Source organism: Kribbella sp. VKM Ac-2568 (assembly GCF_004345365.1).
Classification (GTDB): domain Bacteria; phylum Actinomycetota; class Actinomycetes; order Propionibacteriales; family Kribbellaceae; genus Kribbella; species Kribbella orskensis.
Genome location: NZ_SLVF01000008.1, coordinates 179,425 through 191,001, shown reverse-complemented (window position 1 = coordinate 191,001; position 11,577 = coordinate 179,425). Strand labels below are relative to the sequence as shown.

Annotated in this window: 12 protein-coding genes; 6 read left to right on the top strand and 6 right to left on the bottom strand. The window is 67.1% G+C overall.

Features of this window, described 5'->3' with window-relative positions; all coding sequences use genetic code 11:
* Position 1 precedes the first annotated feature (1 nt).
* Entirely contained in the window at positions 2 to 1,693 is a 1,692-nt protein-coding gene (locus tag EV648_RS24155; RefSeq protein WP_241995556.1) for a cytochrome bc complex cytochrome b subunit, read from the top strand.
* Positions 1,694 to 1,777: 84 nt separating this feature from the next.
* Here EV648_RS24155 and EV648_RS24150 read toward each other — a convergent pair whose 3' ends face one another.
* Positions 1,778 to 2,260: a MarR family winged helix-turn-helix transcriptional regulator gene (locus tag EV648_RS24150; RefSeq protein WP_158294056.1), complete on the bottom strand. Its 483-nt coding sequence runs from the start codon at positions 2,258 to 2,260 to the stop codon at positions 1,778 to 1,780.
* Positions 2,261 to 2,300: 40 nt separating this feature from the next.
* On the opposite strand from EV648_RS24150, the gene EV648_RS24145 reads away from it, so the two are divergent.
* On the top strand, positions 2,301 to 3,131 hold the full coding sequence (locus EV648_RS24145) for an alpha/beta fold hydrolase (protein WP_132296003.1): 831 nt from the start codon (positions 2,301 to 2,303) through the stop codon (positions 3,129 to 3,131).
* Between the two features lie 72 nt (positions 3,132 to 3,203).
* Here the strand turns inward: EV648_RS24145 and EV648_RS24140 are convergent, their stop codons facing one another.
* From EV648_RS24140 to coxB, 5 genes are all read right to left on the bottom strand, one after another.
* Complete coding sequence (locus tag EV648_RS24140; RefSeq protein WP_132296000.1) at positions 3,204 to 4,097, bottom strand: alpha/beta fold hydrolase; 894 nt, start codon at positions 4,095 to 4,097, stop codon at positions 3,204 to 3,206.
* A 67-nt stretch (positions 4,098 to 4,164) separates the two neighbouring features.
* Positions 4,165 to 5,406, bottom strand: coding sequence for an Ig-like domain-containing protein (locus tag EV648_RS24135; protein ID WP_241995555.1), 1,242 nt, complete (start codon positions 5,404 to 5,406; stop codon positions 4,165 to 4,167).
* 225 nt (positions 5,407 to 5,631) lie between these two features.
* Entirely contained in the window at positions 5,632 to 6,027 is a 396-nt protein-coding gene (locus EV648_RS24130; protein ID WP_132295997.1) for a cytochrome c oxidase subunit 4, read from the bottom strand.
* Positions 6,024 to 7,802, bottom strand: a complete 1,779-nt coding sequence (gene ctaD, locus EV648_RS24125; RefSeq protein ID WP_132295994.1) for a cytochrome c oxidase subunit I — start codon at positions 7,800 to 7,802, stop codon at positions 6,024 to 6,026. Before ctaD ends, EV648_RS24130 begins: the two co-directional genes overlap by 4 nt.
* On the bottom strand, positions 7,799 to 8,695 hold the full coding sequence (gene coxB, locus EV648_RS24120; RefSeq protein ID WP_132295991.1) for a cytochrome c oxidase subunit II: 897 nt from the start codon (positions 8,693 to 8,695) through the stop codon (positions 7,799 to 7,801). The genes ctaD and coxB overlap by 4 nt, the downstream gene beginning before the upstream one ends.
* Before the next feature lie 151 nt (positions 8,696 to 8,846).
* On the opposite strand from coxB, the gene EV648_RS24115 reads away from it, so the two are divergent.
* The 4 genes from EV648_RS24115 to EV648_RS24100 are packed head-to-tail and all read left to right on the top strand — an operon-like array spanning position 8,847 to position 11,527.
* The gene (locus EV648_RS24115; RefSeq protein ID WP_132295988.1) at positions 8,847 to 9,974 is read left to right on the top strand and encodes a cysteine desulfurase family protein; all 1,128 of its coding nucleotides are present in this window, start codon (positions 8,847 to 8,849) and stop codon (positions 9,972 to 9,974) included.
* The gene (locus tag EV648_RS24110; protein WP_132295985.1) at positions 9,971 to 10,183 is read left to right on the top strand and encodes a sulfurtransferase TusA family protein; all 213 of its coding nucleotides are present in this window, start codon (positions 9,971 to 9,973) and stop codon (positions 10,181 to 10,183) included. The genes EV648_RS24115 and EV648_RS24110 overlap by 4 nt, the downstream gene beginning before the upstream one ends.
* Positions 10,184 to 10,226: 43 nt before the next feature.
* Entirely contained in the window at positions 10,227 to 10,790 is a 564-nt protein-coding gene (locus EV648_RS24105; protein ID WP_132295982.1) for a GNAT family N-acetyltransferase, read from the top strand.
* Positions 10,787 to 11,527 (top strand): Sir2 family NAD-dependent protein deacetylase, encoded by a 741-nt coding sequence (locus EV648_RS24100; RefSeq protein WP_132295979.1) that lies wholly within the window; start codon positions 10,787 to 10,789, stop codon positions 11,525 to 11,527. Before EV648_RS24105 ends, EV648_RS24100 begins: the two co-directional genes overlap by 4 nt.
* Positions 11,528 to 11,577: the final 50 nt, after the last annotated feature.

Here is an 11,577-nt window from a genome sequence, read left to right as displayed (position 1 = left end):
AGTGGCTACGAAAGAGTTCCCCCCACCGGTCAAGTGGGCCGATGACCGCCTCGGCATCGGCAAGATCGGCAAGAACAACCTCCGCAAGGTCTTCCCGGACCACTGGTCCTTCATGCTCGGTGAGATCGCCCTCTACAGCTTCATCATCCTGCTCCTGACCGGCGTCTTCCTGACGTTCTGGTTCAAGCCGTCGATGGCCGAGGTCGAGTACCAGGGCTCGTACAGCCTGCTCAAGGGCCTGCACATGTCCGAGGCCTACGCCTCGACGCTGGACATCTCGTTCGACGTCCGCGGCGGTCTGCTGATGCGGCAAATCCACCACTGGGCGGCGATCCTGTTCGTCGCCTCGATGATGGTCCACCTGCTCCGGACCTTCTTCACCGGCGCGTTTCGCAAGCCGCGTGAGCTGAACTGGGTGATCGGCTTCGCGATGCTGTTCCTCGGCATCATCGAGGGCTTCATCGGCTACGGCCTCCCCGACGACCTGCTGTCCGGTACCGGTCTGCGGATCACCCAGGGCATGATCCAGGCGTCACCGGTGATCGGTACCTGGCTGAGCTTCTTCATCTTCGGTGGCGAGTTCCCGGGTGACGACATGGTCTCCCGCTTCTTCACCATCCATGTGCTACTCATCCCGGGTTTGATCCTGGCGCTGGTCACGGCCCACTTGTTCCTGGTCGTGTACCACAAGCACACCCAGTACCCGGGCCCCGGCCGCACCCAGAAGAACGTCATCGGCTACCCGCTGTGGCCGGTCTACACGGCCAAGGCCGGTGGCTTCTTCTTCGTCGTGTTCGGCATCACCGCGCTGATGGGCGCGCTGCTCCAGATCAACCCGGTCTGGCTGTACGGCCCGTACAACCCGGCCGAGGTGACAGCCGGCTCACAGCCCGACTGGTACATGGGCTGGCTGGAGGGCTCCGTGCGCCTGATGCCGGGGTTTGAGTCCACCTTCTGGGGCATCACGCTCAGCTGGAACCTGATCATCCCGGCCCTGCTGATACCGCCCGCGTTCGTCACGCTGGTCGCGGCGTACCCGTTCATCGAGCAATGGATCACCGGCGACCACCGCGACCACCACCTGCTCGACCGGCCGCGCAACATGCCGACCCGGACGGGTATCGGCGCCGCGTTCATCACGTTCTACGGCCTGCTCTGGATCGGCGGTGGCAACGACCTGATCGCCACCCACTTCGGGATCTCGCTGAACAACGTGACGTGGTTCCTGCGGTTCGCGGTCTTCCTCGGCCCGGTGCTCGCCTTCTGGGTCACCCGGCGGATCGCGATCTCGCTGCAGCGCGCCGACAACGAGCGGCTCCTGCACGGGCTGGAATCCGGCATCATCGTGCGGTCTCCCGACGGCGAGTACTACGAGAAGCACAGCCCGATCTCGAAGTACGAGGCCTACTCGCTCACTGCCCGCGACCGCACCCTGCCGCTCGAGATCGGTCCCGAGACCGACGACAACGGCGTCCGGGCACCCCGCCGGGCACTCAAGAAGGTCCGCGCGAGCCTGTCGCGGTTCTACTTCGCCGACGCGGTCCAGAAGCCCACGGCCGCCGAGATCGAAGAAGCCCACGCCCACGCCCACGCCGCCCACGGCCACGAGGACGACCACCACGAGGCAGTCGAAGGCGTCACCGGCACCGTCGAGGTAGACGACGCCACGGCCCACAAGGTCGTAGAGCACTAACCACGGCACCACCCGAAAGGCCCCGGCTACCAAGCCGGGGCCTTTCGCTTGTACTCCGCCCCACGCGGCTCCTCGTTTTGGGGGTCAGGTGGAGGTGGGGTTTGTGGCGGCGGTTATGGCGGTTAGGTAGGTGGTGATGGTGCTGCGGGCTGTGGGGGTGAGGGGGGTGGTGACGGTGATCAGGCGGTCTAGGAGGGGGCCGAAAAAGTCCCAGCCGAGGGCTATTGCGGACTCGGTGACGGCTAGGTGGGTGCTGCGGGCGTCTGTCGGGCTTTTGCGGCGTTCTACGTGGCCGGCGACCTCCAGGCGGTGGATTACTGCTGTGGTCGCCTGAGAGGTCATTCCAAGCTGTTGGGAGAGCCATGTGGGCGTCGCCTCCACCCCGGCTCTCTCGGCGTCCAGGAGCCTGATCAGCGCCCGTACGTCGGTCGCATGCAGCCCGGTACTCCGTGCGAACTCCCCCGCGGCCAACTCCAGCCGTACGACGACCTCCCGCAACTGGTGGATCAGCTCGAGCGCCGCCTTGCGCTCGGGATCCGACGGGGTGACTCCTTCACGGGTATCCACAGACTGCAGATTACCTCACTCAGTGAGGTAATCTGCCAGCATGGACCCAGCCTTCCGCGCCGCGTACGCCGAACTCCTCCACCACTGGACGCTCCCGGTGGAGTCGCTGACGCTGGAGTCCGAGTTCGGCTCCACCCACGTGAACGCCTGCGGCCCACCGGATGCCCCTCCTCTGGTCCTGCTGGCCGGGCATGGCGCGACCTCCGCGGTCTGGTTCGGCCTGGCCAACCACCTCGGGCAGAACCATCGGATCTACGCGATCGACCTGATCATCGATGCCGGGCTGAGCGTGAATTCCGGGCGCAAGATCACCAAGCCCGAAGACCTCCACCAGTGGCTGACCGCAGTACTCGACGGCCTGCAACTCCCCCGGACTCACCTGTGCGGCCATTCGTACGGCTCCTGGCTGGCACTCAGCTACGCGCTCCACGCCCCGGACCGGGTCGACAAGCTCGCCCTGATCGACCCCACCGACTGCTTCACCCCACTGCGAACTTCCTACGTGCTGCGAGCGCTCCCGTCCCTCCTCAAACCCACCAGAGCGCGCACCAAGTCCTTCCTCCTGTGGGAAACCCAGGGCGTCCCCATCAACCCCGCCTGGCTCGAGTTAGCCGGCCTGGCCGCCGAGTTCCCCAAGCCCCGCCCGGTCCGCCCCAAGCGCCCCACCGACGAGGCCCTCCGCACCCTCCACCCAGACCTCCTCGTAGTCATCGCCGACCACAGCAAGTCCCAGAACCCAGCTCGCCTCGCGACCCGAGTCCAGACCCTCATCCCCACAGCCACCATCGCCCACCTCCCAACCACCCACCACTCCCTTCCCGCAGCCCAAACCGAAGAACTAGCAGCAGCCCTCGAGAAGCACCTCAGTTGACCAACGCCCGTACGTCGCGACGCCGACCGCGGGTGATGCCGTTGGGCTCGGCGTCGTCGTCCCACCAGGGGGTCAGCGGGTTACCTGATCTCGGAGGGTGGTGAGCATGTCGTCCCAGTACTCGAAGAGGGTGCTGCCGTGGCCGATACCAGACCGGGTGACGAGGGTGGCGTTCGGGATTCGCTCGGCGTACCAACGGCCGTGCGACGGCGGCACCATCAGATCCAGATCTCCGAACCAGAGCCAGGTGGGCACCTCGAGACGGGCCGGATCGATGTCCCACTCGCCGCCCCAGGCGACGTTGTCGCGGGCGTAGCCGTCGAGAGTCCGCAGGGTGTCGCGAAGATCCAGGCCGAAGAGCCGCTTGTTCTCCGCAGTGAGCCAGATGGCGTCGTTCTCGGGCACGCCGTCGAAGAACTCCTCCGTCATCGCAGGATCCGGCAGCGCTAGGAGCTTCTCGTACCTACCGCCCGCCTCCGCCCGGAAACCCCTCAACGCGCCCTCGATGTCGCCGGCATCCGCGAGGGCGAGGATGGGTAGATCGGGATCCAGAGGGTCGGGCGGCTCGACCAGCCGCCACGGGCCGACCCCACCGGCGATCCCGACCGCCCGCACCCTCGCCTGGTCGGCAAGCCCCGTGGCCAGCGCGTACGGACCGCCTCCCGAGGCACCCAGTACGGCGAACTCTCCGATGCCCAGGGCATCAGCCACTGCGAGCGTGTCGACGCCGACGGAGGCCAGACTCGGCGGCGTGTCAGTCGAACGCCCATAGCCCGGCCGATTGAACGAGACCAGCCGCACACCCGACCGCCGCGCAGCCTCCTCGCCAAGCCGCGCCTGAAGCCGCCCCGACGGCGTCCCATGATGAAACACCACCGGTACGCCGTCCGCGTCCCCGCCCTCCCACACCTCAACCGCCCGGCCCCCGGCCAGCCCGATCAGGCGACTCCCCACCTCATCCGCCATCCCACGAACATAGACCTGGAGCCTGCCTCCCTACGAGCCCTCGTGGGGAGGCAGCGCCAGGAGTGGGTCAGGCGAGGGCTGAGCCGGCCTTGTAGGCGGCCCAGGGCTGGTTCCAGTCGGTCCAGCCGTTGCCGGTCTCCATCTTGCGGGCGGTGCCGGTGACGACGACCGGGTCGCCACGGAGGGTCTGGGAGAAGTACCAGGCGCCGTCCTTGAGGCTCATGCCGACGCAGCCGTGGCTGACGTTGTCACGCCCCTGCGCACCACCGGACCAGGGAGCGCCGTGGATGAACTCGCCGGAGCTCGTCACCCGTTGGGCCCACTTGACGTCGTGGATGTCGTAGTACTCCGGGTCGCCCGGCTTGATGCCGACGGTCCGGGCGTCCATCCGCTTGGTGGCGTACTTCTCCATGATCACCTTCACGCCGCTGCGGGTGGTGAAGCCGTCCTTGCCGGCGGTGATCGGGATGGTGCGGGCCAACTTGCCGTTGATCGCGACCGTCATCACGTGGCGCTTCACGTCGATATTGGTGACGACGGACTTGCCGATGGTGAAGTCGATCTTGCGGCTGGCGGCGCCCCAGACGTTGGCGCCGGCGTTGACGCCCTGGGTGTCGATGCTGACGGACACCTTGGTGCCGGCCGGCCAATAGGTCTTCGGGCGGTAGTTGACCTGCCTGCTGTTCAACCAGTGCCAGGTGCCCTCGACCGGGACCGAGGTCTTCACCGACAGCCGCTTCTCGACCGCGGCGCGGTCCTTCACGGTGTGGTTCCAGAAGATCTGGATCGGCATCGCGACGCCGACGGTCTCACCGTTCAGCGGGGCGACCGAGGCCTTCAGGTTGCTCGCGGCGGCCAGCGTCCGGAAGGTCGAGCTGATCGGCACGTCGTGGCCGTCGCTGCCCTTGGCGGTGCCGGAGAGGGTGTACTTCTCGCCGGGCTTGAGCCCCTGCTCGGAGGTCCACTGGGACTTCTGGTCGTTGAGGCTGCCGTCGACCTTGTCGCCGTCGGAGTCCTTCAACGTTACGTTCTCGATCGTTCCGGAAGAGGTCGCGACGGTGACCGGCTTGTCCGGACGGACCGCGGAGGCACCCTTGGCCGGGACGATCTGGAGGTTCGCGGCGGCCGGGTCCTGCGAGGGCGTGCTGCCGGGACTGCTGGACGCGCCAGGCGTGGAGTTGCTCTGCGTCGTACTCGCCGAGGGCGCCGGATCCGCCGCTTCCGAGTCACTGCAGGCGGCGCCGACCAGCAGCATCGCGCAAACCCCAGCCACGGCAAGGCCGTGCTTCCGCACCGAACTACTCAACACCTGAGCTCCCCTGAGAAACGATCTGCCGCCCGGGCAACGGTACCCCGCCCGGCCGGTCGTACCTGCGCACTGCACAAAATCACCAGTACGGCGAGGCCCCCACGGGCCCGCAGTACTGGTGACGTTCGATCACACGTTTTAGTTGACGTCGCGCCGGCCGAAAACGTTACGGCCGGCGCGACAAGGATCACATCCGATCGGTGAAACCGATCGGTTTCAAGCAGCTCAGTGGGCGTGGTCCCCGCGGTAGTACTCGAAGACGAAACCGGACAGCGCGATGATGCCCAGGCCACTGCCGACGATGAACAGCCACCAGCCGAACACCAGGCCGAGCACGATCACCGACAGGGTCAGCCCGCACCACAGCGGCCACCACGAGTACGGCGGGAAGAAGCCGAGCTCACCGGCGCCCTCCACGATCTCGGCTTCCTTGCGATCCTCCGGCCGGGTGTCCATCCGCCGGCCGGTGACGCTCAGGTAGAACGCCACCAGCAGCGACAGGAAGAACGTCATCACCAGCGCGGTGGTGCCGGTGGGATCCTCGGACATGATCCAGTAGATCGGCGTGACGATCAGAACGAACAGCGTCAGGATGCCGAAGATCCAGGCTTCGACCTTCATGCCTTGTCCTCCGTGTCCACACCGGTGCCGGCGTTCAGGTTGCGCTCCAGGTTCTCCACCCGGCCCTTGTCCTCACCCGCGTCGAGCAGGTTGTCCCGGGGTGCACCGGAGTCCGGGTACTCCGACATCGCGATGTCCGGATGGTGCAGGTCGAACGCGGGGCTTTCGGACCGGATCCGCGGCAGGCTGACGAAGTTGTGCCGCGGCGGCGGGGACGAAGTGGCCCACTCCAGCGACCGGCCCCAGCCCCACGGGTCATCGACCCCGACCAGCGGCGACTTACGCGACTTGTAGACGTTGTAGAAGAACGGCAACATCGACAGCCCGAGGATGAACGCCCCGATGCTGGACACCTGGTTGAGGGTAGTGAAGCCCTCGTTGGCCCCGTACGACGCGTAGCGGCGCGGCATACCCTCGACACCCAGCCAGTGCTGCACCAGGAACGTCGTGTGGAAGCCGATGAACAGCAACCAGAAGTGCAGCTTGCCCAGTCGCTCGTCGAGCATCCGGCCGGTCATCTTCGGCCACCAGAAGTAGAAGCCCGCGAACATCGCGAACACCACGGTCCCGAAGACGACGTAGTGGAAGTGCGCGACCACGAAGTACGAGTCGGACAGCTGGTAGTCCAGCGCCGGCGAGGCCAGGATGACGCCGGTCAGACCGCCGAAGAGGAAGGTGGTCAAGAAGCCCACCGCCCACAGCATGGGGGTGTCGAACGACACCGAGCCGCCCCACATCGTGCCGATCCAGTTGAAGAACTTCACCCCGGTCGGCACCGCGATCAGGAACGTCATGAACGAGAAGAACGGCAGGTTGACCGCTCCCGTGACGAACATGTGGTGCGCCCACACCGCCACCGAGAGGACCGCGATGGACAGCGTCGCGGCGACCAGGCCGATGTAGCCGAAGATCGGTTTGCGGCTGAAGACCGGCAGGATCTCGGTGATGATGCCGAAGAACGGCAGCGCGATGATGTAGACCTCGGGATGCCCGAAGAACCAGAACAGGTGTTGCCACAGCAATGGCCCGCCGTTCGCGGCGTCGAAGACGTGAGCCCCTAGAGCTCGATCCGCCTCCAGCATCAGCAGCGCGCCGGCCAGGATCGGGAACGCGATCAGCACGAGCAGCGACGTGATCAGGATGTTCCACACGAAGATCGGCATCCGGAACATCGTCATCCCCGGCGCGCGCATGGTGATGATCGTGGTGACGAAGTTGACCGCACCCAGGATCGTGCCCAGGCCGGCCATCCACAGACCCATGATCCACAGGTCGCCGCCGATACCCGGGGAGCGGACCGCGTTGGACAGCGGGGCGTAGGCGAACCAGCCGAAGTCGGCCGCGCCGCCCGGGGTGAAGAAGCCGCTGAGGGTGATCAGACCACCGAACAGGAACAGCCAGAAGCTGAACATGTTGAGCCGCGGGAACGCCACATCGGGGGCGCCGATCTGCACCGGCATGATCACGTTGGCGAACCCGACGAACAGCGGCGTCGCGAACAGCAGCAGCATGATCGTGCCGTGCATGGTGAACAGCTGGTTGTAGACCTCTTCGTTCACGATCTGCAAGCCCGGCTTGGCGAGCTCGGCGCGGATCAGCAGCGCCATCACACCGCCGATCAGGAAGAACACGAACGAGGTGATCAGATACAGGTGGCCGATCAGCTTGTGGTCGGTGGTGGTGAGCCACTTGACCGCGATCTGGCCCTTGCTGCGCCGCCTGGGCAGCGCCGTCGTCGCACCGACTGTGCCGGTGCGCTCGGCGTACTCCGTCACTTCTCGCCCTCCTGCTCACCGTGACCGGGGATGGTGGTCGCGTCCTGGCCACCGGTGGCGGCGCCGGTCTGGCCCTTGGCGGCCAGATCCCTGAGGTGCGCCTGGTACTCGTCGGGGGTGACCACCTTGACGGTGAACACCATCCGGCTGTGGTACAGGCCGCACAGCTCCGCGCACTTGCCGGCGAAGGTGCCGGTCTTGGTCGGGGTCAGCTCGAACTTGTTGGTCCGGCCCGGGATGACGTCGAGCTTGAAGTAGAACGAGGGCACCCAGAAGGAGTGGATGACGTCCGGCGAGGTCAGGTCGAACTGCACCGACTCGTTCATCGGCAGCCAGAGCTCGGCCGGCTTCTCGAGGGTGCCGGTCTCCCAGACCCCCTCCTGCCCGTCGACCGTCTCCTTGTAGTTGAAGGTCCACTGCCACTGCTGACCGACCACATTGATGGTGTGGGACGGGTCGTCCGACATGTGAGTGATCTCGTTGCCGTGCTCGATCGTGTAGAAGAAGAGCACCCCGATGATCGCGAACGGTGCCAGCGTGTAGAGCACCTCGAGCGGCAGGTTGTACCTCGTCTGCCGCGGGGCGTCCTCGTTGCGCTTGAGATACCGCACGGACACCCACAGGATCAGTCCCCAGACGAGCACGCCGACGAGCAGCGCGGCGATCCAGGCGCCGATCCAGAGACTCTCCATCGCCTCGGTCCGGTCAGATGCCCCCACGGGCAGGCCGAGTCGTTTCCACTGCTCTTTGTTCGCCTGCGAACAGCCGGTCAGCAACAATGTGCCGACCACCACTGCCGCCGGAACCAGCAGGCGTCGCTTCGCCGGACGTGCTCCCGCACCGGTCCTCTTCAGACCTGCTGCGCGCACTCCGGGCGTGCCGTTCGAACCCACGGGGCGCCTTTCCCTTCCCAGGTGAGACTGACGACAGAACACTACTGGACACCTTCCTCGGTTCTGCGCATAGGTAGGGCTAGAGCATGTCCGCCCATCCGCTGCGTGCTGCGCGGCACCGGATGGGCGGACATGCTCTAGCGTTTCCCCTGTGAGCGAGCGTGCGTATCTGGATGCGGCATCGGCCGAATCGTTGCATCCGGCAGCGCGGGAGATCCTGCTGTCGGCACTGGATTCCGGCTGGGCCGATCCGGCCCGGCTGCACCATGAAGGACGCAACGCCAGACTGCTGCTGGACAACGCTCGCGCGGTGCTCGCGGACGCCCTCGGAGTACGGCCTGACGAGGTCTATCTGACCTCCTCCGGCACCGCCGCGATCCACTCCGGACTACCCGCTGTAGCGGCCGCCCGCCGCCGGGTCGGCTCGACGATCGTGCACTCCGCGGTGGAGCACTCGGCAGTCCTGCACGCCGCGGCAGCAACCGGTACCGCGGCCGAGGTGGGCGTCGACTCCCTGGGACGGATCGACCAGGACGCATTCTCCGCCCAGGTCACCCAGCCAGGAGTCGCCCTGGCAGCAATCCAGGCGGCGAACCACGAAGTAGGGACGCGGCAACCAATCGCCTGGGCGGCCGAGATCTGCGCCCAGGCAGGCGTCCCCCTCTTCGTCGACGCGGCCGCCTCGATCGGGCGCGACGCAGTACCCGGTGGGTGGTCAGTGCTGGCAGCCAGTGCGCACAAGTGGGGTGGACCGGCCGGCGTGGGCCTGCTCGCAGTGCGGAAGGGGACGCGGCTGTCTCCTGCCTGGCCGGTGGATGAGCGGGAGGACGGCCTCTCCCCCGGGCATCCCAACGTCCCGGCGGCCCTGGCCGCGGCGGCCGCCTTGCAGGCGCGGCTCCAGGAGGCCGAGGCGCTGGACAAGCAGCACCGCGCCTGGATCGACGAACTGCGCCGGCGCGTGGCGGCGGACATCGCCGACGTCGAGGTGGTCGGCGATCCGGACGACCGGCTGCCGCACGTGCTGACCTTCTCCTGCCTGTACGTCGACGGCGAGGCGCTGGTCACCGCGCTCGACGCCGAGGGCTTCTCCGTCTCCAGCGGTTCGGCCTGTACTGCGAGCACGCTGCGGCCGTCGCACGTCCTGGCGGCGATGGGGGTTCTCACGCATGGCAACGTTCGGGTCTCCCTCGGCCGGACCACGACGTACGAAGAGATCGACCGGTTCGCCCAGGTGCTGCCCGGGCTGGTCCGGCGGATCCGTGCTGAAGTGGGGATGTGAACCTCGACCTGGACTGCCGCGGCCTGCTCTGCCCACTCCCGGTGATCAAACTGGCCCAGGCGCTACCCGCGGTGGCGGTCGGGGACACCATCACCATCCTGGCCGACGACCCGGCCGCCGCCACCGACATCCCCGCCTGGTGCCGGATGCGCGCCCAGGAACTCGTCTCCGCCCTCGACCACCAGTACGTCGTACGCCGGCTGACCTAAATCCGTTGGCCGGGCGGGGTGGTTCGTTGGGAGACTCCGGGGCGTGAGCGACTTCTCGGACAAGCCGACGTTGGTCGGTGAGCTGGTGATCCTTCGGCCGTTGGACGAAGGCGACTACGACGCGTTGATGGCGGCGATGCTGGATCCGGACGTCACCCGGTTCACCGGGTCGCGCGGAGAGATCACGGAGCCGGAGTACCGCGAGTGGCTGCGGACCCGCAAGGACCAGATCGACCGGCTGGATCTGGCCATCGTCGACAAGGCGACCGGTGAGACCGTCGGCGAGGCCGTGCTGAACGAGTGGAGCAAGGACGACGAGTCCTGCAGCTTCCGGATCCTGATCGGCCCGGCCGGTCAGGGCCGCGGGCTCGGCAGCGAAGCGACCAGGCTGATCGTCGGCTACGGCATCGAGGAGCTCGGCCTGCACCGGATCGAGCTCGGCGTCTTCAGTTTCAACCCGCGGGCCCGGCGTGCCTACGAGAAGGCGGGATTCGTCGTCGAAGGCGTCCGGCGCGAGGCGCTGCTGTGGGAGGGCGAGCGCTACGACGACATCGTGATGGCCGTCTTGGCCCCGGACTGGGAGGCTGCGTTACGTTCGGAGGCGTGACCCTCGAACTCGTGGCCAAGGCCGAGCGGATCGCTGTCCTGACCGGTGCGGGGATCTCCACCGCGTCGGGCATCCCGGACTTCCGCGGTCCAGAGGGAGTGTGGACGAAGAACCCAGCGGCTCAGGTGATGTTCGACATCGACGAGTACGTCGCGTCGGCCGCGGTACGGATCGAGGCCTGGAAGTTCCGTCTGGCCGCACCGACCTGGACCGCCGAGCCGAACGCCGGCCACCGAGCCCTGGTCGACCTCGAGCGCCAGGGCCGCCTGACCGGGCTGATCACCCAGAACATCGACGGTCTCCACCAGAAGGCCGGCTCCTCTCCCGCACTCGTGCACGAACTCCACGGCACCGTCTGGTACGTCGACTGCCTGAACTGCGCCCGCCGGATCCCGATGGCCGACGTACTCCCCCGTCTCGATGCAGGCGACGAAGATCCGGCCTGCGAGGTCTGCGGCGGCATCCTCAAGTCCGCGACGGTCTCCTTCGGCCAGTCCCTCGACCAGGCGGTCCTGGACGCCGCAGTCGCCGCCACCGAGCAAGCCGACCTCTTCATCGCGATCGGCACGTCTCTCCAGGTCCACCCGGCCGCCGGCCTCTGCGACGTCGCCTTGTCAGCCGGCGCAGACCTCCTCATCCTGAATGCCGAGCCGACGCCGTACGACGAGCAAGCGGCCGCCGTCCTCAGGACTCCCATCGAACAGAGCCTCCCCGCCCTCGTCACCTCGCCCGACTGATCACCCGCAGCAGATCCACGATGGATCAACCGGACGAATCCTCCCTGAAC

Excerpts from the sequence above, each read along its gene's own strand:
- EV648_RS24140 (WP_132296000.1), bottom strand. The coding sequence starts at position 4,097 with ATGGCGGATGAGGTGGGGAGTCGCCTGATCGGGCTGGCCGGGGGCCGG.
- EV648_RS24145 (WP_132296003.1), top strand. The coding sequence starts at position 2,301 with ATGGACCCAGCCTTCCGCGCCGCGTACGCCGAACTCCTCCACCACTGG.
- EV648_RS24130 (WP_132295997.1), bottom strand. The coding sequence starts at position 6,027 with ATGAAGGTCGAAGCCTGGATCTTCGGCATCCTGACGCTGTTCGTTCTG.